The organism is Paraburkholderia sp. NPDC080076 (genome assembly GCF_050281145.1).
Lineage (GTDB): Bacteria > Pseudomonadota > Gammaproteobacteria > Burkholderiales > Burkholderiaceae > Paraburkholderia.
On record NZ_JBNNWQ010000005.1, the window covers coordinates 374,723 to 396,588 of the forward strand.

The 21,866-nt window shown below is 64.2% G+C and carries 17 protein-coding genes; 11 read left to right on the forward strand and 6 right to left on the reverse strand.

Going from position 1 to position 21,866, the window contains the following annotated elements:
- The first annotated feature begins 11 nt into the window (after positions 1 to 11).
- A complete protein-coding gene (locus tag ACQKRQ_RS23275) occupies positions 12 to 1,448 on the forward strand; it encodes an aldehyde dehydrogenase family protein (protein WP_427479668.1) in 1,437 nt (478 codons plus the stop codon).
- A 459-nt stretch (positions 1,449 to 1,907) separates the two neighbouring features.
- Entirely contained in the window at positions 1,908 to 3,377 is a 1,470-nt protein-coding gene (locus ACQKRQ_RS23280; RefSeq protein WP_427479670.1) for a DEAD/DEAH box helicase, read from the forward strand.
- A 179-nt stretch (positions 3,378 to 3,556) separates the two neighbouring features.
- On the opposite strand, the gene gluQRS is transcribed toward ACQKRQ_RS23280, so the two are convergent.
- Both gluQRS and ACQKRQ_RS23290 read right to left on the reverse strand, forming a co-directional pair.
- Positions 3,557 to 4,447: a tRNA glutamyl-Q(34) synthetase GluQRS gene (gluQRS, locus tag ACQKRQ_RS23285; RefSeq protein WP_427479672.1), complete on the reverse strand. Its 891-nt coding sequence runs from the start codon at positions 4,445 to 4,447 to the stop codon at positions 3,557 to 3,559.
- Between the two features lie 31 nt (positions 4,448 to 4,478).
- The gene (locus tag ACQKRQ_RS23290) at positions 4,479 to 5,342 is read right to left on the reverse strand and encodes a sulfurtransferase (protein ID WP_427479674.1); all 864 of its coding nucleotides are present in this window, start codon (positions 5,340 to 5,342) and stop codon (positions 4,479 to 4,481) included.
- A gap of 332 nt (positions 5,343 to 5,674) precedes the next feature.
- Between ACQKRQ_RS23290 and dnaE the strand changes: the two genes are divergently transcribed.
- Positions 5,675 to 9,256 (forward strand): DNA polymerase III subunit alpha, encoded by a 3,582-nt coding sequence (gene dnaE / locus ACQKRQ_RS23295; protein WP_427479676.1) that lies wholly within the window; start codon positions 5,675 to 5,677, stop codon positions 9,254 to 9,256.
- A gap of 68 nt (positions 9,257 to 9,324) precedes the next feature.
- Here dnaE and ACQKRQ_RS23300 read toward each other — a convergent pair whose 3' ends face one another.
- A complete protein-coding gene (locus tag ACQKRQ_RS23300) occupies positions 9,325 to 10,086 on the reverse strand; it encodes a glycosyltransferase family 2 protein (RefSeq protein WP_427479678.1) in 762 nt (253 codons plus the stop codon).
- Positions 10,087 to 10,286: 200 nt separating this feature from the next.
- On the opposite strand from ACQKRQ_RS23300, the gene msbA reads away from it, so the two are divergent.
- The 5 genes from msbA (at position 10,287) to ACQKRQ_RS23325 (ending at position 17,350) form a co-directional block, all read left to right on the forward strand.
- Positions 10,287 to 12,080, forward strand: coding sequence for a lipid A export permease/ATP-binding protein MsbA (gene msbA / locus ACQKRQ_RS23305; protein ID WP_132375345.1), 1,794 nt, complete (start codon positions 10,287 to 10,289; stop codon positions 12,078 to 12,080).
- A gap of 111 nt (positions 12,081 to 12,191) precedes the next feature.
- A complete protein-coding gene (locus ACQKRQ_RS23310; protein ID WP_427479680.1) occupies positions 12,192 to 13,268 on the forward strand; it encodes a glycosyltransferase family 4 protein in 1,077 nt (358 codons plus the stop codon).
- A gap of 346 nt (positions 13,269 to 13,614) precedes the next feature.
- The gene (locus ACQKRQ_RS23315) at positions 13,615 to 14,742 is read left to right on the forward strand and encodes a glycosyltransferase family 9 protein (RefSeq protein ID WP_427479682.1); all 1,128 of its coding nucleotides are present in this window, start codon (positions 13,615 to 13,617) and stop codon (positions 14,740 to 14,742) included.
- Entirely contained in the window at positions 14,742 to 16,085 is a 1,344-nt protein-coding gene (locus tag ACQKRQ_RS23320) for an O-antigen ligase family protein (RefSeq protein WP_427479684.1), read from the forward strand. The genes ACQKRQ_RS23315 and ACQKRQ_RS23320 overlap by 1 nt, the downstream gene beginning before the upstream one ends.
- A gap of 5 nt (positions 16,086 to 16,090) precedes the next feature.
- Positions 16,091 to 17,350, forward strand: coding sequence for a glycosyltransferase (locus tag ACQKRQ_RS23325; protein ID WP_427479686.1), 1,260 nt, complete (start codon positions 16,091 to 16,093; stop codon positions 17,348 to 17,350).
- A 26-nt stretch (positions 17,351 to 17,376) separates the two neighbouring features.
- Here ACQKRQ_RS23325 and ACQKRQ_RS23330 read toward each other — a convergent pair whose 3' ends face one another.
- On the reverse strand, positions 17,377 to 17,697 hold the full coding sequence (locus tag ACQKRQ_RS23330; RefSeq protein ID WP_132375335.1) for a hypothetical protein: 321 nt from the start codon (positions 17,695 to 17,697) through the stop codon (positions 17,377 to 17,379).
- An 85-nt stretch (positions 17,698 to 17,782) separates the two neighbouring features.
- Positions 17,783 to 18,331, reverse strand: coding sequence for an ester cyclase (locus tag ACQKRQ_RS23335; RefSeq protein WP_427479688.1), 549 nt, complete (start codon positions 18,329 to 18,331; stop codon positions 17,783 to 17,785).
- 218 nt (positions 18,332 to 18,549) lie between these two features.
- Between ACQKRQ_RS23335 and ACQKRQ_RS23340 the strand changes: the two genes are divergently transcribed.
- Positions 18,550 to 19,476: a recombination-associated protein RdgC gene (locus tag ACQKRQ_RS23340; protein ID WP_427479690.1), complete on the forward strand. Its 927-nt coding sequence runs from the start codon at positions 18,550 to 18,552 to the stop codon at positions 19,474 to 19,476.
- 242 nt (positions 19,477 to 19,718) lie between these two features.
- Positions 19,719 to 21,128 (forward strand): HdeD family acid-resistance protein, encoded by a 1,410-nt coding sequence (locus ACQKRQ_RS23345; RefSeq protein WP_427479692.1) that lies wholly within the window; start codon positions 19,719 to 19,721, stop codon positions 21,126 to 21,128.
- A 58-nt stretch (positions 21,129 to 21,186) separates the two neighbouring features.
- Here ACQKRQ_RS23345 and ACQKRQ_RS23350 read toward each other — a convergent pair whose 3' ends face one another.
- A complete protein-coding gene (locus ACQKRQ_RS23350) occupies positions 21,187 to 21,684 on the reverse strand; it encodes a hypothetical protein (protein ID WP_427479694.1) in 498 nt (165 codons plus the stop codon).
- Between the two features lie 7 nt (positions 21,685 to 21,691).
- Here ACQKRQ_RS23350 and ACQKRQ_RS23355 point away from each other — a divergent pair, with 7 nt between their 5' ends.
- Positions 21,692 to 21,865, forward strand: coding sequence for a hypothetical protein (locus ACQKRQ_RS23355; protein WP_427479696.1), 174 nt, complete (start codon positions 21,692 to 21,694; stop codon positions 21,863 to 21,865).
- The last annotated feature ends 1 nt before the right edge of the window (position 21,866 follow it).

The window sequence follows — 21,866 nt, forward strand, 5'->3', positions numbered from 1 at the left end:
GGAGACGCGTCATGTTGCAAAAGACTTACCCGTACTACCTGGCGAACGTTGCGGTGGCCGCCAACACCGATCTCGAAGTCACCGATAAATTCAGCGGCGAAGTCGCCACCCGCGTCGCGATGGCCGACGCCACCGCGATCGACAAAGCGATCGGCCATGCCGTCGATGCCATGCCCGCCATGCGCGTCTTTCCCCCGTTCAAGCGTCAGGCGGTGCTCGAACATTGCGTGAAGCGCTTTCGCGAGCGCTACGACGAACTGGCGCTCGCGCTGTGCATCGAAGCCGGCAAGCCGATCAACGACTCGAAAGGCGAGGTCACGCGTCTGATCGACACGTTCAAGGTGGCCGCGGAGGAGTCGGTGCGCATCGACGGCGAGATCGTCAATCTGGAAATTTCGCCGCGCGCCAAGGGCTATCACGGCTATGTGAAGCGTGTGCCGATCGGACCGTGTTCGTTTATTTCGCCGTTCAACTTTCCGCTGAACCTGACCGCGCACAAGGTCGCGCCGGCCATCGCGGCGGGCGTGCCGTTCGTCTTGAAGCCGGCGAGCCGCACGCCGGTCGGCGCGCTCATCATGGGCGAGATTCTGGCGGAAACCGATTTGCCGAAGGGCGCATTCTCGATTCTTCCCGCGCATCGCGACGGCGCCGATCTATTTACCACCGACGAGCGCTTCAAATTGCTGTCCTTCACCGGCTCGCCCGCGGTAGGTTGGGAGCTGAAAAAGAAAGCCGGCAAGAAGAAGGTGATTCTGGAGTTGGGCGGCAACGCGGCCGCGATCGTCGACGGCGATCAGGGCGAGAAGTTCGACTACGTGGTCGATCGGCTGGCGTTCGGCGCGTTCTATCAGTCGGGGCAGAGCTGCATCGGTGTGCAGCGGATTCTGGTCCACGCGAAGGTTTATGATGCGCTGCGCGAGAAGCTGATCGCCAAGACGAAGTCGCTGGTGATGGGCGATCCGAAAGACGAAAAGACCTTTGTCGGCCCGATGATCTCCGAATCGGAGTCCAAGCGCCTCGCCGGCTGGATGGAAAGCGCGGTGCAGGCCGGCGCGAAAATCGTCGCTGGCGGCAAGGTCGACGGCGCGATGTTCGAGGCTACGTTGCTCGAAGGCGTGAAACGCGACACGGATCTGTATCGCAAGGAAGCCTTCGGGCCGGTGGCGATTCTGGAGCGCTTCGACGATTTCGGCGCCGCGCTCGCGACCGTCAACGACAGCGACTTCGGCCTGCAAGCCGGCGTGTTCACGGATTCGCTCGCGCACGCGCATCGCGCGTGGGATGAACTCGACGTGGGCGGCGTGGTGATCAACGACGTGCCGTCGTTCCGGGTCGACAACATGCCGTATGGCGGCGTGAAGGATTCCGGGCTGGGGCGTGAAGGCGTGCGCTACGCGATCGAGGACATGACCGAGATCCGGTTGATGGTGATGCGCGAGACGTGGTGAGACGATTTGGCGGCGTGACGGCGTGACGGCGTGACGGCGTGACGGCGTGACGGCTGAGGGGCATCGGGGCCGCCCGCACGGCCGGACGCGGCATCGCCCGCCGATCGCCGCGGCCCCGAACCAGCTCGCTGTCACGCAACTGTCGTCTCCACCAACTACGCTGCGAGCGAGGCGCGCCGGTGCTTTGCCGCGATTCGCCGGCGGGTGCGCAGTCTGTCGGCACCCGGCTTTCTCCGCCGTAAGCAGAAAGCCGGCGCATGCGCCATGAGTGTTTTTGCTGAAGTGCTACAATACCGGCCTTTCCGGCGGGTGTTTCCGCCGGCCGGAGCCGGCCGCATTTTTTCCCGCAATATTGACGGGTCCCGTGCGGAACGCCGTGGCTCCGCCTTCATCACAATGCCCTCTGCGGTTCCGACCGCTGCCGCGCGTACGCGCCAAGCGTTTTTAGCGAAAGCCACCATGTCCGACACAGCCGTCACGCCCAGCACTGCGACTTTTGATCAATTCGGCCTCGCGCCCGACATTCTGAAAGCCGTCAAAGAGTCGGGCTACACCATCCCTACGCCGATCCAGGAGCAGGCGATCCCTGTCGTGCTGGCCGGCCGTGACATGATGGGCGCCGCCCAAACCGGCACCGGCAAGACCGCGAGCTTCTCGCTGCCGATCATCCAGCGTCTGTTGCCGCAGGCGAGCACGAGCGCTTCGCCCGCCCGCCATCCGGTGCGCGCGCTGATCCTCACGCCGACTCGCGAACTGGCCGACCAGGTCGCCGCGAACGTGCAGGCGTATGCGAAGCACACGGCGCTGCGCAGCGCCGTGGTGTTCGGCGGCGTGGATATGAATCCGCAATCCGAGCAACTGCGCCGCGGCGTCGAGATTCTGATCGCCACGCCGGGCCGTCTGCTCGATCACGTGCAACAGAAAACGGCCAATCTCGGCCAGGTGCAGATTCTCGTGCTCGACGAAGCCGACCGGATGCTCGACATGGGCTTCCTGCCGGATCTGCAGCGCATCCTGAACCTGCTGCCGAAAGAACGTCAGACGCTGCTGTTTTCGGCCACGTTCTCAGGCGAAATCAAGAAGCTTGCCGCCACGTATCTGCGCAACCCGCAAACCATCGAAGTCGCGCGCAGCAACTCCACCGCGACCAACGTGACGCAGGTCGTGTACGAAGTGGCCGAGGGCGACAAGACCGGCGCGGTCGTGCAACTGATTCGCGAACGCGGCCTCAAGCAGGTGATCGTGTTCTGCAACAGCAAGATCGGCGCGAGCCGTCTGGCGCGCAGCCTCGAGCGCGACGGCGTGGTCGCGACCGCGATTCACGGCGACCGCACGCAGAATGAGCGGATGCAGGCACTCGACGCGTTCAAGCGCGGCGAGATCGAAGCGCTGGTGGCGACGGATGTCGCCGCGCGCGGCCTGGATATCGCCGAACTGCCTGCGGTGATCAACTTCGATCTGCCGTTCAACGCGGAAGACTACGTGCACCGGATCGGCCGTACCGGCCGCGCGGGTGCTTCGGGCGATGCGTTGTCGCTGTGCAGCCCGAACGAGCGCAAGCAGCTTGCCGATATCGAGAAGCTCATCAAGCGTCCTCTGGACGTGCAACGCCTGACGGTGGAAGCGCCGGTGCGGCATCACCATGAAGAACGCGCGCCGCGTCGTGAACGCAGCAGCGAGGGCCGTGAGGACCGCGGCAGCCGCCGGCGCACGGGTGCGTCGTCGGGTACGTTCGACCGGCCGCATCATCATCGCGCTCAACCCGTGGATGATTTCTTCCTGAAGCCTTATGAGCCGTCGCCTTCTTCGGTTCGTAAAATCGAGGAGGCCGCTGCTTCCTCTGCGCCGCAAAAGACGGCTTCGAAGCAGCCGTTGGCAGCTTTGCTGGGCGGATTTGGGATGCCGAGGAAGGCGTCGTCTTCTTCCTGATTTTTGATTCGCTGGCGTGGCTCGGGTGCGGTTCGCCTGGGGCGCGGGCTGGGCTTGCGCCGGTAGGGGGCCGCAGGCGGCGCGGCAATAGTTCGGGCGCTTCGAAAGCTCGCCCCGCAGCGCGCTGGTTGCCGCAGCCAGCCGCGCACGGCGAGATCATTGTTAGGCGTGAACCGCGTTCACGCTGCTGGTAAGCCCACCCGCTTTGCCCATGCCACCGTGGCGGCGGCATAAAAGCCGTCAAGCGTCGTATGGGCCGCAGCGCTTTCCAAGTCGAGCCCAAGATGCTGTGCCGCTGCGCATAGCGCTTCAAGCGGCTTGTCGATATCCAGTGCCGTGGCGCCGTTCTGCTTGCTGAGTTTTTCGCCCTGTTCGTTCGTGACAACGGGCACATGCAAATACTCCGGCGTCGGCACGCCGAGGCAACGCTGCAAATAGATCTGCCGCGCCGTTGAATCCATCAAATCCGCGCCGCGCACGATGTGCGTGATGCCCGCGTCCGCATCGTCCACGACCACCGCCAGTTGATAAGCCCATTGGTCGTCCGCGCGTTTCAGCACGAAATCGCCGACCTCGGTGGCGAGATTCTGCGTCTGCTTGCCCTGCCAGCGATCCTCGAACGTGATGACCGCGCTGTCGCCGTCGGGCACGCGCAGGCGCCATGCGCGCGCCGGTTTGCCGTGCAGGCCGTCGCGACAGGTGCCGGGATAGGCGAGGGTCGTATTGCGCGCGTGCGCGTTGAGCAGCGAGTCGGCGATTTCCTTGCGCGTGCAGCCACACGGATAGATCATGCCGGCGGCCTTCAATTGCTCCAGCGCTTGCTGGTAGTGCGCCGTCCGCGTGCTTTGCCAGACGGGCGGTTCGTCGGCATGCATGCCGAAGCGTTCGAGGGTGGCGAGGATGTCTTCGGCGGCGCCCGGCACGGTGCGCGGGCCGTCGATGTCTTCAACGCGAACGAGCCATGCGCCCCGATGAGCGCGTGCGTCCAGCCAGCTCGCGAGCGCGCTCACCAGCGAGCCGAAGTGCAACGGCCCGGTGGGCGAAGGCGCGAAACGTCCGCGATAGGTCATGGTCGAGTGGTGGCGTTTTGCGCCGCCACCATCACGCGGCGCGCGCCGCCTTGCTGTCCGGATGGCATTCCGGACACGTCTTGCCCGCCACGTACAACGGCGATGCTTGCGCTTCCGGCGGGACCACCGCACGGCAACCGAAGCATTGCGTGGTCTTGCTGGGCTCGAGTTGCGGATTGAGCGCGGTGCGGTAGTCGAACACGAAGCAGTCGCCGTGATAATGCGCGCCGCCCACTTCCTCGAAGTACTTCAGAATGCCGCCTTCGAGCTGGTACACGTTCGCGATGCCGACTTCCTTCATGTGGATCGCGGCCTTTTCGCAGCGAATCCCGCCCGTGCAGAACGACACGACCGTCTTGCCTTCCAGGTCGGCGCGATTTTGCTCGATCACTTCGGGAAACTCGCTGAATTTCGTAATGCGGTAGTCGAGCGCGTTGTCGAACGTGCCGACGTCGACTTCGAACGCGTTGCGCGTGTCGAGCATCACGACCGGACGGCCCTGATCGTCGTGACCGCGGTCGAGCCAGTGTTTCAGCGTGGGCGCGTCGACGAACGGTGCGCGGCCGAGCTCCGGCCGGATGGCCGGCTTTTTCATCGTGATGATCTCGCGCTTGAGCTTGACCAGCATGCGGGTGAACGGCTGCTTGTCCGACAGGCTTTCCTTGAACTGCAGATTCACGAACTTGCCGTCGAACAGGGCGTCGTGACGGATGTAGTCGATGAACGCGTCCGTGGCTTCGCGCGTGCCGGCGACGAACAGGTTGATGCCTTCCGGCGCGAGCAGAACGGTGCCCTTCAGGCCAAGCGCGTTGCAGCGTTCAGTGACGAACGGGCGCCAGGCAGCGGTGTCTTCGATAGTCGCGAAATGGTACGAAGAGAGATTGACGATACTCATGAGTGTCCAGCGGTAAGAAGTGGCCGGGCCTTGCGGAAAACAGGGCGCGTTGGGCTGCCCGCCTTCAAACGCCATGCGGCGCGGCCACGTCGAATAGGGCGAAACCCGTATTATCTCTCAACCCGGCGCTTTCCCCGACTCGGCCGAATGGGCAATGGGTTGCGGTAGCGCAAACCGTTCGTGAACTTGCTGCCGATTCGCTTCGCCCGAGCGGCCGTTCGCATGGTCCGCCACCTCAGGAACGCCTGCACACGCGGCTCGCGCGCTCGCGTCCTAAACCGATCGGCTAACACGTGGTTTTGGCCTGAAAACTCCGGAAGGGTGGAGTTACAATGTCGCCCATGTCAGATCCCCGCTTCGTTCATCTCCGCGTTCACTCCGAATTCTCGATTGCCGATGGCATCGTGCGTCTTGACGACATCGTCAAGGCCGCGGCCAAAGACGGCCAGGGCGCGCTCGCCCTCACCGATCTCGGCAACGCATTCGGCCTCGTCCGTTTCTACAAGGAAGCCCGCGGCAAAGGGGTCAAACCCATTGCCGGCTGCGACGTCTGGATCACCAATCCAGACGACCGCGACAAGCCTTCCCGTTTGCTGCTGCTGGTGAAAGACCGGCTCGGCTATCTGAACCTGTGCGAACTGCTCAGCAAGGCGTCGCTCACGAATCAGTATCGCGGTCGCGCGGAGATCGAGGCCGGCTGGCTCGAATCCGGCCTGGGCGCTGGGCTGCTTGCATTGTCCGGCGCGCAGCAGGGCGACATCGGCCTCGCGCTCGCGGCGGGTAATGAAGAAGCGGCCAAACGCAACGCGTTGCATTGGGCGAAGGTGTTCCCGGGCGGTTTCTATATCGAGTTGCAGCGCTGTGGTCTGCCGGGCGGCGAGCAGTACGTGCAGCAGGCGGTCGCGCTCGCGGCGTCGCTGAAGTTGCCGGTGGTCGCCACGCATCCCATGCAGTTCATGACGCCGGACGACTTCACCGCGCACGAAGCGCGCGTGTGCATTTCCGAAGGCGACATTCTGGCGAATCCGCGCCGCTCGAAGCGCTTTACATCCGAGCAGTACTTCCGCACGCAGGAAGAGATGGCGGCGCTGTTCGCGGACATTCCGTCGGCGCTTGCCAACTCGGTTGAAATCGCCAAGCGTTGCAACCTCACGCTCGAACTCGGCAAGCCCAAGCTGCCGCTGTTCCCGACGCCCGACGGCATGTCGCTCGACGACTACCTCGTGCATCTGTCGAAAGAGGGCCTCGAAAAGCGTCTCGAACAGTTGTATCCGGATGAAGCCGAGCGCACCGCGCAACGCGCGACGTATTACGAGCGCCTCGAATTCGAGTGCGGCACGATCATCAAGATGGGCTTTCCCGGCTACTTCCTGATCGTGGCGGACTTCATCAACTGGGCGAAGAACAACGGCGTGCCGGTCGGACCGGGCCGGGGCTCGGGCGCGGGCTCGCTGGTCGCGTACGCGCTCGGCGTGACCGACCTCGATCCCCTGCGCTACAACCTGCTGTTCGAACGTTTCCTGAATCCGGAGCGGGTGTCCATGCCCGACTTCGACATCGACTTCTGCCAGCACGGCCGCGATCGCGTGATCCAGTACGTGAAGGAAAAGTACGGCGCGGACGCGGTGTCGCAGATCGCCACGTTCGGCACGATGGCGGCGAAGGCGGCGGTGCGCGACATCGGCCGGGTGCTCGATCTCGGCTACATGTTCACGGACGGCATCGCCAAGCTGATTCCGTTCAAGCCGGGCAAGCACGTCACCATCGCCGACGCGATGAAAGAAGAGCCGCTCCTGCAGGAGCGTTTCGACAACGAAGACGAAGTGCATCAGCTGCTCGAACTCGCGCAGCGCGTGGAAGGCCTGACGCGTAACGTCGGCATGCACGCGGGCGGCGTGCTGATCGCGCCCGGCAAGCTGACCGATTTCTGCCCGCTGTACACGCAGGGCGATGAAAGCGGCGTCGTGAGCCAGTACGACAAGGACGACGTCGAAGCCGTCGGCCTCGTGAAGTTCGACTTCCTGGGTCTGACCACGCTGACGATTCTCGACTGGGCCGAGCGCTATATCCGCCGTCTCGATCCGTCCAGGCAGGACTGGTCGCTCGCGCAGGTGCCGCTCGACGACCCGGCGTCGTTCTCGATCCTGAAGAAAGCGAATACGGTCGCCGTGTTCCAGCTGGAAAGCCGCGGCATGCAAGGCATGCTGAAAGACGCGCAACCCGACCGCTTCGAGGACATCATCGCGCTGGTCGCGCTGTACCGTCCGGGCCCAATGGACCTGATCCCGAGCTTCTGCGCGCGTAAGCATGGCCGCGAAGTGGTGGAGTATCCGGATCCGCGTGTCGAACCTGTTCTGAAAGAGACCTACGGCATCATGGTCTACCAGGAGCAGGTGATGCAGATGGCGCAGATCATCGGCGGCTACTCGCTGGGCGGCGCCGACTTGCTGCGTCGCGCGATGGGTAAGAAGAAGGCCGAGGAAATGGCCGAGCACCGCGAGCTGTTCCGCCAGGGCGCCTCGAAAAACGGGCTGACCGGCGAGAAAGCAGACGAAATCTTCGACTTGATGGAGAAGTTCGCGGGCTACGGCTTCAACAAGTCGCACGCGGCCGCGTATGCGCTGCTCGCGTACTACACCGCGTGGCTGAAGGCGCACCATCCGGCGGAATTCATGGCGGCGAATATGTCGCTCGCCATGGACGACACGGACAAGGTCAAGATCCTGTTCGAAGACTGTCTCACGAACAAAATGGCGGTGCTGCCGCCGGACGTCAATCTGTCCGCGTACCGCTTCGAGCCTGTGGCCGAGCCTGATGGCAAGCGCTCGAAAACGATCCGTTACGGACTCGGTGCAATCAAGGGCAGCGGCCAGAACGCGATCGAGGAAATCCTGCGCGCGCGTGAAGAAGGTCCGTTCATCGACATCTTTGATTTCTGCAACCGGGTCGATCGCCGCATCGTCAATCGCCGTACGGTCGAAGCCTTGATCCGCGCCGGCGCGTTCGACACCTTGCATGCGAATCGCGCGCAACTGATCGCGTCCGTCTCGCTCGCCATGGAAGCCGCCGAACAGGCGAGCGCCAATGCGCTGCAGGCGGGTCTGTTCGACATGGGCGACGCTCCCTCGCAAGGTCACGAACTGGTCGACGAGCCGGAGTGGCCGGAAAAGAAAAAGCTGCAGGAAGAGAAGGCCGCGCTCGGCTTCTACCTGTCGGGCCATCTGTTTGACGCGTACAAAGACGAAGTGCGCCGCTTCGTGCGCCAGAAGATCGGCGAGCTGAAAGAAGGGCGCGACAAGCTGGTTGCGGGTGTGATCGCGTCGCTGCGCACGCAGATGACCCAGCGCGGCAAGATGCTGATCGCGCTCCTCGACGACGGCACCGGCCAATGCGAAGTCACGGTGTTCAACGAGACGTTCGAAGCGCACAAGCAGCTGTTCAAGGAAGACGAACTGCTGGTCGTGCAGGGCCAGGCGCGTAACGACGCGTTCACGGGCGGCATCCGCTTCACCGTCGACACCGTCATGGATCTCGGCCGCGCGCGCTGCCGTTACGCGGAGGCGGTGAAGGTGCAGATGAACGGCAATGCGGACGCGCTGGCGTTGCGTCGCGTCCTTGAGGCGCATAGCGCCGGCAAAGACGAGCCGCAAGCGGCAGCGGCGCCAGTGGCTTCATCGCGTAGCGGAAACGGCGGTGGGAACGGCGGTGGCCGTAATGGTGGCGGCTATGGCGGGGGTGGCCAGCGTCAGGCGGTACAGATTCCGAATGGGCTTGCCGTGCAGGTGGTCTATCGCAGCCAGAATGCGGAAGGTGAAATGCGTCTGGGCGACGCATGGCGTGTGAAGCCGACCGACGAACTGCTCGCAGCCTTGCGTGGCGAGTTCGCGGGAAGCTCGATCGAGATCGTCTATTAGCCTTGAGTTTGCCTGCGCCACTGGCGCGGGCAAATCGATCGCTGGCGGCGCGCCTTTCTTGCCGGTATTCAGCGCCGCGCCTTCTCCCCCAACCGCGCCAGCTTCAAAAACCGGTAATACACCGTCTCCGCATTGAACACCGCGATCATGAAACCGGCGCGGCCGTCCAAAAAACCACGGCGCAGCAAGTAAGTCCGCACGAACGCCCATGCACCGCGCCCGAGCGCCTTGCCGAAGCTGCCGCGCTGACCCGCCGCATGACGTTGCTCGGCGCCCGCTGTCGAATATGCATCGAGCTTGCGCAACACGCCGTCGAAGTCCTCGTAGGAGTAATGCATCAGCTTTCCGGTGAGGCGCTGGGCCGGTGTATCGAACACCAGCCGCTCGTGCACCAGGTCATCGGAGAAACGCGCCGCGCCGCGTCTGAAGAGGCGCGGAATCCAGTCGGGATACCAGCCGCTGTGATGAATCCAGTGGCCGCAAAAGCTCGACAACCGGTCTACCGCGTAGACATCGGCGGTGGGGGCGGTAAGCGCCGCGCGAATCGCCGCCGCCAGTTCCGGCGACACGATCTCGTCGGCGTCGATTGAAAGAATCCAGCTGGTGCTGAGCGCGTCGACCGCGCGATTCTTTTGCGGGCCGAAGCCCGGCCAGTCGGTCTCTTCGATCACGCGGGCGCCGTGCGCGTGGGCGATCTCGGCGGTGCCGTCGGTGCTTCCGCCGTCGATCACGACGATCTGATCGGCGAAGGCCACGGCTTGCAGGCATTCAGCCAGCCGCGCCGCCGCGTTTTTGGTGATGATGGCGACGCCGAGGGTGGTTTCTTGCATACCTGAGTAGCGTGAGGGCGGAATGACGGAACGAATCGCGCAAGCGGGTGGCGCCAGGCAAGTGGCACGAGGAGTATACACAGCCAGCCTCTATCCGCCGACGCCCACCCCCAACCGTTTACAATGCTCTTTTTTGATATTCCGCCCGGCCGGCATTCCGTCCGCCGTGCGGTTGCCGTCCCGCATTCTCAGAGGATTCCTTGAGCGCGAAGCCAACGTTAAGCAAACCCATCGGTTCAGGTGAGGCGTCATCGGCCGCCGTCGTCTTTAAACGGCTATGGCCGTATATCAAGCCGCTGATGTGGGTTCTCCTCGGCGCAATCGTCGCGATGGCCGTCAGCGCCGCGACCGACGCGGCGATCCCCGCCTTGCTCAAGCCCCTGCTGGACAAGGGCTTCGGCGCGCATGCCAACGACAAGACCAAGTGGTTCGTGCCGGCCGCGGTGATCGGCCTCGCACTGGTGCGCAGCGTTTCGCAATACGCGTCCGGGTATCTGCTTGCCTACGTGACGAACAAGATCCTGCTCGATCTGCGCCTGAAGATGTTCAGCCGCATGATTCACACGAGCGTCGCGTTCTTCCAGCGCGAAACCGCGAGTACGGTGATCAACGCGATCGTCTTCGAGGTGAACCAGATTCTCAACGTGCTGCTGAGTGTGCTGGTCACGCTGGTGCGCGATTCGCTCACTGTGGTATTCCTGCTCGGCTATCTGTTCTATCTGAACTGGCGTCTGACGCTGATCGTCGCGGTGCTGCTGCCGGCGATCGGCTGGCTGGTCGGCAAGATCAACCGACGGTTGCGTCGTTTGAACCGCGAGCATCAACTGCTGACCAATGAACTGTCGTACATCGTCGAAGAATCGGTGGGCGGCTACAAGGTCGTCAAGGTGCACAACGGCGAACAGTATGAGATGGACCGCTTCGAGGCGATGAGCAAGCGTCTGCGCGGCTATGCCATGCGCATGACCGTGTCCGGCGGCCTCGCGCAGCCGCTGACGCAGTTCCTCGCGTCGATCGCGCTCGCCGTCGTGATTACGATCGCGGTGGTGCAGTCGTCGTCGGATCAGACCACGGTCGGCGGCTTCGTCGCCTTCGTCACGTCGATGCTGTTGATCATCTCGCCGCTCAAGCATCTGATGGACGTGAACCAGCCGCTGCAACGCGGCATGACGGCGTGCGAGCTGATCTTCGGTCTGATCGACGAGCCGTCCGAACCGGAAGGCGGCGGCAAGCCGCTTGAGCGCGCGCGCGGTGAAGTGGAATTCCGGGGCGTCTCGTTCAACTACAGCACCAACGCCACGCACAACCGCCACACGCTCGACCAGGTGTCGTTCAGAGTGGCGCCGGGCGAAATGGTCGCACTCGCGGGTCCGTCGGGCAGCGGCAAGACCACGCTGGTGAATCTGCTGCCGCGCTTTTTCGATCCGACCGGCGGCCAGATCCTGGTCGACGGCGTGGCGATCCCCGAGTACGACCTGCACGCATTGCGTAGTCAGATCGCGATGGTGAGCCAGGACGTGGTGCTGTTCAACGACACCGTCGCGAATAACGTCGCGTACGGCCAGGCCGCCGATCCTGACAAGGTCAAGGCGGCGCTGCGCGCGGCCAACTTGTGGGACACCGTCGAGGCAATGCCGAAGGGCATCGATACGCTGGTCGGCGACAACGGCCTGATGCTCTCGGGCGGCCAGCGGCAGCGTCTGGCAATTGCGCGCGCAATCTACAAGGATGCGCCGATCCTGATACTCGACGAGGCGACCTCGGCGCTGGATTCCGAGTCCGAGCGCCACGTGCAGGCCGCGCTGGAAACTTTGATGAAGGGCCGCACGACACTCGTCATCGCGCACCGTCTGTCGACCATCGAGCGCGCCAACCGCATCCTGGTGATGGAAGCGGGGCGGATCGTCGAGAGCGGCAGCCATCGCGAACTGCTGGCGCAAGACGGACTGTATGCGCATCTGCACCGCATCCAGTTCCAGCAGACCGCGGCCTGAAGCACGACACGTCAATCCGCCATTCGGCTCTCCCTTCACGCGGTCCGCTAGCCGGACCGCGCGTGACCGACCCCCTTAACATTTGACGAGGCGCAGGCGCGCGCTGTCTGAATGAAGAAACTTGGACTCTCCAGTAACGCCTTGCAGCACAGCGGCGGTCTCGAGCGCTACGCCATGGATCTGGTGCGCGGCCTCGCCGCGCTCGGCGTCGAGCCGGCTTTCTTCGCGCGTCGGTTCGACGCGTCGCTGCCGGAATGCAAGTTGGTCGAGCCGCATCGCATCAACGTCTCGTTCCTGCCGGGCAAGCTGCGCGACCGCTGGTTTTCATGGCGCTTGCGCGCGGCGCGGCGCGCGGCGCACGTCGATGTGCTGATCGGCTGCAACCGCGTCGACTCGTCCGAGATGGCGATCTGCGGCGGCACGCACCTCGGGTTCTTGCGGGCGACGGGGCGCGCGCACAAGCGTTCGGACCGCTGGCAGATTGCGCTCGAGCGCCGCCAGTATGAACGCTCGAAAATCGTCGTGGCGCATTCGCAGTTGATGCACGACGAACTGCGCGAACTGTACGGTGTCGACGAAGCGAAGATCCGTGTGCTGTATCCGCCCGTGGACGGCACGCGCTTCGCGCCGACCGATGCCGCGACGCGCTCCACCTTGCGTCACAAATATGGTTTCGCCGACGACGAGATCGTCCTGCTGTTCCCGTCGAGCAGCCACGAGCGCAAGGGTCTGCCCCTCATCGAGGCCGCATTGCGCGACACGTCGCTGCCCGTGGTGGTGGCCGTGGCCGGGCGGCCGCCCGCGCGCACATCCGAGCGGCTGCGCTATATCGGCTATGTGAAAGAACTCGCGGAGTGTTACCAGGCTGCGGACTTCACGATCCTCGCATCCACGTATGAGCCGTTTGGGCTGGTCGGTATCGAATCGGTGATGTGCGGCACGCCGGTCATTTTCCCGTCGAGCATCGGCTGCTGCGATGCGATCGCCCCGCATGCGAAATTCGTGTTCGCGCCGAACGACCTGGCCGACCTGCGCGCCACTCTCGAACGGGCAGTGCGCGCGCATCGCGACGGCACGCGTCGCGCGCCGCCGGAACTCGCCCGCGACGCGGTGCTTTATGACGCAAGCGTGACCGCTCACGTGAGCGCGCTGTTGACGCTGGCTCGGCAGATCGACGCCGCGCGTTAGAGACCGCCACGCCCTTGTCACAGAAGGGGCGGGCGGGCCGCCTGGCGCGGTTTTGCGTCGTTCCGCGGCAGGGGCGCATGTTATAATTTGAAGCTATCAACGCTCGAACTCAACTCGAGCCGAACACCCACTTATTTCATCGAGCTTTCCATGCCGGCCTGGACAGGCGGCGGGCAAAAAGGCGGCGCGTCCCGAGCCGCGCCAGCCCGCCGCGACGGGGCCGTCGCCGCTGCACTGGAGGCCTTCGGGAAGAATACCGCTGGAGATTGTGCATGGCGAACGCGACCTCGCGCCGGGTATCGGCGTACAGCAAGATCGCGGCGGGAACCCACGCGCCGATGAGCCTATGAGTCGGCTTGCCGGGCGTCTTCGTATTTTTGCGCGGGCCATCCCGCGACTGCTGATCAAGCCATTGCGCCGCGAGCCACGGCACCCGCGCCGTATCCTGATTGCGCATCATCTCTTGCTGGGCGACACGCTGCTGCTCACGCCGCTACTCGCCAAGTTGCGCGCGCAACATCCGCAAGCGCAAATCGTTCTCGCCTGTCCGAAGGCGATCGTGCCGCTGTATGCCGGGCGGCCTTTCGACGTCACTGCCTTGCCGTTCGATCCGCGTGATGTGAAGTCGGTGCGCGACGTTTTGCTTTCCGGACCTTACGACCTCGGCATGGTGCTCGGCGACAATCGTCATAGCTGGCTTGCGTTGGGCGCGGGCTGCCGCTGGATCGTCGGACATGCGGGCGATCGGCCGGCCTGGAAGAACTGGCCACTCAACCGCGGCGTGCCGTATCCCGACGCTGCGGCGGCCTGGGCCGACCTCGCCGCGGAACTGATCGACGGGCCGCCGCCGCGCGCCTACCGGCCGAGCGACTGGAGCGCGCCGCAACACGCGGCGCTGCCCGAACCGTCGCTGCTGACGAAGCCTTACGTCGTGCTGCACCCGGGCGCGAGCACCAGCGTCAAACGCTGGCCCAACGCGCGCTGGCGCGAGCTTGCGCAACGCGTGGAAGCGCTCGGCTACCTGCCGGTATGGACCGGCGGTCCGGGCGAAGCGGAACTGATTCGCGCGATCGACCCGGACCCGCATCATCCGAATCTGGCGGCGCGGCTCGGGCTCGGCGAGTTATGGCATCTGTTTGCCGGCGCGCAAGCCGTGGTTTGTCCCGATACCGGCGTCGCGCATCTGGGGCGTCTGATCGGGGTGCCGACCCTCGCGCTGTTCGGGCCGGGTAACGCGCTGATTCACGGCGCGGGCCGCTATTGGCGCGAGGTGCCCTTCGTGCCGATTACGATCGCCGATATGCCGTGTCGCGATCAGCCATTTATTTTCCGCCGCGAGGTAGCATGGGTGCGCCGCTGTGATCGCAACGAGACGACCTGCGTCGCGTGGCGCGGTGACCATGCCGACTGTATGGGCCGGCTGTCGGTCGAGTCGGTATACAACGCATTGCAAAATGTTCTGGTGAAAGTGTAATGACTCACACGGCTGCGCGAGTGGAGCGCGTGTTCTGGGTTGCCTGTCCGGTCATTCTGTTTGTGGTGATGTTCGGCCACATGACGGCGATCGTCTTCAATGCGCTCGCCCTGATGGCGCTCGGCGTGATGGCGGCAGCCTGGTCGCCGGACCGGCCCTCGCTGTGGCACTGGCCGCTGGCGCTGCCTATCGCGGGCTGGGCCGGCTGGAGCCTCGCCTCGGTCGCGTGGTCCATGTATCCGATGATCAGTCTGCACGCGTGGTGCGACGAAGTGCTCTATCCGCTGGTGTCGTTCTGGGGCTTCTGGCTATTCGGCACCCAGCTGCGGCGGCCCGAGCCCGTGGTGGCCGTCAACTGGATCGCCTGCGTGGCGGTCGCCTTGATCAGCGCGCTCAATTGGGGGCATCTGCAGCCGCCCACCGCCAATACCTTCCCAATGCACTTCTATAACCGCGTCGGCCACACCAGTACGCTCGCGGTATTTGCGATGGCGCTCTTCGCGGGCTTCTTGCTGCGGCCGCGTTGGCGCGTGATCGGCGCGAGCGGCATCGTGCTGTGCCTGTTCATCGGACTGGCAACGCTCAACCGGTTCTTCTGGCCGGCGGCCGCCGCGACGTTGCTGGTCGCGCTGTTCCCGCTGTACCGGCGTCGCCTGCCGCTGGCGTTGCTGGTCATTGCCGTGGTGGGCGCGGCCGGCGTCGGCACGCTCGAACTCAGTTCCCGCTTGCGCACTGCGGCCCTGCCCCCTGCCACGCAGTTACACGATCTGGCGATCGAGGGTCATCAGGTCTATGTGCCAGGCTCGCTGTCCGCGATCGGCGACACGGTATCGGCCGACACGCGTCCGAAGCTGTGGGCGTTTTATGTCGGCGAGGCCGAGCGTCATGCGTGGGTCGGCGTGGGCTTCGGCAAGCCGCTGCCGGGTATCGTCTATCGCAGCGAAATGCCGGCCAGTTTGCTGGCGGTCGAACCACAAGCGCTGACGCACGCGCACAACCTGTTCATCAACACATGGCTGCAGACGGGATTCATTGGCGTGGTGCTGCAGACCGTGCTGTTGCTGTGCCTCGTCGCGCGTTTCTGGCGGCTGCGGCGGGTCAAGCCCTGGCTGTGCGCCGCGGGCATTGCGCTAGTGGCCGGCATGATCGCGAAAAATACGACGGACGATTTCATGTGGCAGACCACCATGCTCGCATTCTGGGCTTTCGCGGGCCTGCTGCTGGGCTGCGCGGAGCAGGCTCGCGCGCCAGGCGGAACGTCGACCGAGACTGCACGTGGGCAATCCACGGCGGCACGCAGTGAACAGCGGCGCGAAGCGCCGACAGCAGAGTTGGGCGAATAACCTTGATGACGAACGTGAACCCTCACTCTATTGAAGCTGACCGCACCCCGCTGCGCATCCTGTTTCATATCAACGATTTCGGCAAAGGCGGCACCGAGACCGCGTTGCTATCGTGGTTGAAGACGCTCGACCGGCGGCTGTTCGCGCCGAGCCTGTCGGTGGCTTACCCGACCGACGACCTGGCGTTCTGGCGCGCGCAGTCGATTCCCGATGACGTGCCCGTCCACGTGCTCGCCTCGTCGAAGTGGATGTACGCGCTGCATCAGGCGGCCCGCCGGCGCAAGCTGGGGGCCGGCGAGAAGTTATTGCACAAGCTGTTGACCTACGGCGTGATCCGGCCGCTGGCGGCGCTGCGTATGCGGCGCCTCGCGAAGCAGCACGATCTGGTCTGCGATTTCGATTTTTCGCTGCGTCATATGGCTGGCAGTTGCAATGTGCCCTGGTTCGGTGTGAACCATTTCAGCCTCGCGGCTCGGCTCGGCGGCAAGAGCGAGCGGTACATCGCCCGGCGTGTGAGGCACTATGCGCGTTACTCGGCGATCACCGTGCTGATCCCTGCCATGCTGGACGAGGCGCGCGAACTCTTTTCGACGGCCGGCCAGGACATGGACATTGTCGAATTGCCGAATGTGATCGACGTCGACGCGCTGCGGCACGCAGCGCGCGCGGAGATCAAGCGTCCGGCTGAATCATTCATCGTTTCCGTGGCGCGTCTGGACGAAGGTCAGAAGGACCACAAGACCTTGCTGCGAGCCTACGCCCAACTACGCGAGCGCGGCCGCTGCGAGGCGGCGCTCGTCCTGATCGGCGAGGGGCGGGACCGGGGCGAGCTCGAGCAACTCGCCGACGCATTGGGGATCGGTGCATCGGTGCAGTTTCTTGGCTTCTGTGCCAATCCGCTGCCCTATATCCGGCAGGCAGAAATGCTCGTCTTGAGCAGCCGCTACGAGGGTTGCGCCGTGGTGCTCGGCGAGGCGATGGCGCTCGGCACGCCGGTGCTGTCGGCGGATTGCCCGACCGGTCCGCGAGATATGCTGGAAGGTGGCAAGGCCGGCCTGCTGGTGCCGGTCGGCGACGTGGACGCAATGGCGCTTGCCATCGAGCGCCTGCTGACGGACACCGAGCTACGCCGGAGTCTCGCGCAAGCCGCGCTGCAAAAGGTCGAGACGTTCACGCCCCCACGCGCCAATCAACGGATGCTGGAACTGGCGTTGCGCCTGCTGGCGAAGCGCGACTCGACGTCGGGCGTGCAGACAGCTCACTGAAGCGCAAATCAGCGCAAGCCAGAGATTCACACGCCGCCGGTCACCAGCGGCAACACCGTCAGGTCTGGGTGCGTGCCTTCCACGATGCTGCGTCCCACGTGTATGCCTTCATAGAGGGCTTCGTCTTCGCCGGCGAAGCTCTCTTCGCCGTCGGGGTGAAATGGCACCGCGTGGCCGGGAATGGCCGGATCCGCGCCCGGATGGCAAACGTAGCCGATATACGTGTAGCGTTTATTCGCCGCGGTCGGCGTGTGCCCTTCCTTGGGCGGGTTTTTCAGAAACGGCGCTACGTGAATCTCGAAACCCTCGTATTCCACCATTTGCCAGGGTGCGGTTTCATCGGCCATGGCCGCCTCCGTCTAGTCACGTGCTTGTCAAAAAGTCTAGGTGATTTCAACGTAAAGCGCGTTCAAAACGGATCCGGCTAAACCATTACTGCTTGATGGCGCCGAGCTGTTTGAGCAGCGTCAGATTGTCTTCGAGATGCCAGTTTTCGACGATGCGGCCGTCCTTCACGCGATACAGGTCGAAGGCCTGGAAGTCGACGGTCTGGCCGGTGCCTTTGAGGTTCTGGAACTGCCCGGTGAAGTGACCACGGAAATGCAGGTGAACCGAGGCGCGGTCGCCGGCCACCACGAGGTCGTCGATTTCCGCGTGCAGGTCGGGCACCGCCGCGCGAAAACCCTTCGACGCTTGCAGCGGACCGTCAGGACCTTGCGGGCGTCCATCCGGCAAGGTGCGGTCGACAAAGGCGGACGACAGCGCGAGCTTCGCGTAGGCTTCGTCGCCGGTGTTCCAGAAGGCGGCGTAGCGGCGCGCGGTCCGCACGACTTCAGCGCTTTGCGCCGAGTTCGACGCAACCGCGACGTGGTGCGGCACGGGCAGGTCGGCGTCGCTTGCGGCGTGGGCGCTCAAGGCGCCGGCGAGGCTCGCGGCGAGCAGCAGATGACGGGCGATTCGGGACAGGGAAGAGGTCGACATGGCGCGTTCCAGAGAGCGTTGAAGTGGATGAAGCGCATTCTCCAGCGTAAGGCCGTGTTTGATAATCGGTCTGTCGCTTAAAGAATTTTCTATCCGTATTTGAAAATCACCCGTTCAGTGCTGAAGTGCGCGAACGAAGTAACAGAGTCCGTCCGGCCGACCGCGCGACGTCTATCGTCAGATAGAATGGTGCGCTTTGCCCGTACACGACTCTGCCCATGTGGTTCAAAAACCTTCAGCTTCACCGTCTTCCCGCTCCGTGGTCCGTCACCCCAGAACAGATGCAGAAGTGGCTCGCGCCGCACGCGTTCGCGCCCGGCAACAGCGTCGAGATGCAAAGCCATGGCTGGGCATCGCCGCGCGATAACGACTCGCTGGTGTACTCGCTCAATGGCCAGATGTTGCTGGTGTTTCGCGCCGAGAAGAAACTGCTGCCGGCGTCGGTCGTCACGCAAGTGACCAAGGAACGCGCGTTAGAACTCGAGGATCAGCAAGGCTTCAAACCCGGCCGCAAGCAGATGCGCGAACTCAAGGAACAGGTCACCGACGAACTGTTGCCGCGCGCCTTCAGCATTCGCCGCGACACGCGCGTGTGGATCGATTGCAAGAACGGCTGGCTCGTGATCGACGCCGCTTCGCAAGCGGTCGCCGATGAAGTGCGCGGCCTGCTGGTCAAGTCGATCGATCAATTGCCGCTCGGCACGGTGCGCGTCACGCACTCGCCGGTCGCGGCCATGACCGAATGGCTGCTCTCAGGCGTTGGGCCCGCCGGCTTCACGCTCGACCAGGACACCGAATTGCGCTCGCCCACGGAAGGCAACGCGACCGTGCGTTATGTGGGACATACTTTGGATGCCGAAGATATGCGCCGTCATATCGAAGCCGGCAAGCAATGCATGCGGCTCGCGATGACGTGGAACGATCGCGTGTCGTTCGTGCTGACGCCGTCGCTGACGATCAAGCGCATCGCGCCGCTCGACGTGCTGAAGGAAGCGAGCGACCCCACCGCGCAAAACGACGACGAAAGCTTCGACTCCGACGTCACGTTGATGACCGCCGAACTCGACCGCATGTTGAGCGATCTGCTCGACGCATTGGGCGGCGAGCAGGGCGGCGAAGCGATACCGCAAGCCAGGGCGGCGTAAGCAGCTTCTGGTTTTCTGGTTCGTTGCAGGCCGGCGCGTTGAAGTCTATCCGCGCCGGCCTTTTTCATGCCTGATCGATCGAGCGCGAAAGCGCATCGGCATGAGCGGCACAAAGACGCTTGAGCGAGGCACGGCGAATGTGCGCTTTCGCTTCGTGGTTCGCGTTGAACCGCTGCGCGCCCACGCCGCGAAAATGGTTAAGATGGCGATCAGCAGAAGGCATCAGTCACGGAGGACTCGCAATGGTTCGTCTGGTCATGATTCTGTTGGGCGTCGATTATTTGCGCACGCGCTGGCGATCGTTGCGGATCGTCGGTTGCATCAGTGTGCTGCTCGGCGTCTTCGTGTTCAGCGACGCGCTCGATGGCGCGCTCTATTTTCCCATCACCCCGTTCGTCTCGTTGCTGTTGCTCGAAGGCCTCGCCACGCTGGCCGTCGCCTGGACCGGCATGGGCGGGCAACGCACGCTGCGCTATGTGAAGGGCATCGGGTTCACCACCGCGGCCGCGCTGATTCTGGTCGGTCACCAGCACGGCAACTTCATTCTGTCGATGATCTTCGGCACGCTCTTTCTCGCGGATGGACTCCTGCAGATCGTCTCGGCCAAAGTGGTCCGCTTTCGCACGTGGCGGCTCGCGATGATCGGCGGCGCCGTCGAAATCGCGCTGGCAATCTTCTTCTATCAACCCTATCCGACTCACTACGTCGGCACGGTGCCGTACTGTGTCGGACTCGGCCTGATCTTTGGCGGATGGAACATGATCCTGCTGAGCGCGCGGGTGCGGCGGCTCGCGACGAACCCCGCGGTGGTCGCGAGTAATTCCGCGGCGGATGCCGGCATCGCCGCGGCGAGCGCGCTCGCCGCGAGCCGTCTGATTGCTCATGAATGGGACGGCCCGCCCGCCGCCGACGAAGCCGCTTTGACCGTGCACGTGTGGACGCCGGTCGGTTCGGCCAAGGGCGAAGCACGTCGGCAATTGATCGTGGATCGCTATATCGCGGCGGTGGATCGCAACGGCGTGATATCGACCGGCCATGCCGCGCTCGAATCGCCCGAGGGCGTCTATATCAGCCTGTATCCGGGTGTCGAGATCGATCGTTCGCCCGACGACTTCGCGCGGCTGCTGCGCGCCACGCGCGAGAACGACGTGCCGGGGCTATTCCAGCCCGATTACCCGACCGAATCGAATGCGTGGTGTCCGTCGACGGTTCAGGTGCGCATCCGCAACTACGATCCGGTGCGCTTGCGCCGCTTCTGGGACACGTATCGACAGGACACGACGTACAACCTCACGCATCGCAACTGTTCGAGCAGTGTCTCGCGCGCCCTGGAGGCGGCGATCGAGGGCGCCTCGTCGCGTGTGTGGGGCGACCTCGGCGGCTGGCAGCCGTTTCTGCGCGTGATCTCGACGCCCGAACTGTGGGTCGCCGCGCAAGTGCGCAAGCGAGCCGCGACGATGGCGTGGACACCCGGCCTCACGCTCGACTACGCGCGCGCTCTCAGCATGCTGGCCGACCCGCGGCCTTCGGGTTGGGTCAAGATGGCGCGGCTCGCGGTGCGCCGAATGGTTCGCTCGCGTCAGCAATGGCGCGAAGAAGCCCGTCACGCGCACGTTGCCGACGACGCGGCGCGCGGCACGGTGCGCGAATGACGCGCGCTCGGCGCGAGCGCTGCCCAACTTCGGCGTCACGGTAAAAATGGCAATCGCATCAACAGCTTGCGGTTTTTGCCGGATAGTTATGCACAGATTTGCGAACAGAATCTGTGGATAATTTCAGCCCGCGGCGCACGAGGTGCACGCCGGGAAGAAACGTGTCAGTGTTTACTTTCGCTACCGCTTCAGGGGAGAGGACCGCGAAATGCCGCTGGGTGCCTGGCCGCGCGATCCGCTGGCTTCCATCCGGTTGCAACTCGAAGAAACGAAGCTGCGCGTACAGCTCGGCGGCGATCCGGCCGGCGAGCGCAAACTGGTCGCAGACAAGATCAGGGTCGAACAGGCACAGGTCGTCCAGCAGCAGGAGCTGGCCGAGCACGAGAGCGCGCAGGCACAACTGACCGTGCAGGACATGTTCGACGCATGGCATCCCGAAGCGCTGGTGGATAACACGCCGAGAGGCGCGCGGTGGGTACGCCGTCTCCTTGAACTGCACCTGTTGCGGACGCATTACGGCTACCGCGCCGTACGACTCGTCGCGCAGTACCGCCATCACGGCTGTGCGCGAGGACCGTGCAACCGCATTGCAGGTGCTGGAGATTCACCGTTGCCTGCAGCGCTGGGCCGAACTCGGCAAGGGCATTGCACGCGACGAGGCGCGGCGTGCGCTCGCCCAGGTGGAGAGCGATACGCCGGGAGTACGGTGGTACGGGACGGGAGACGGGAAGTCGTAGC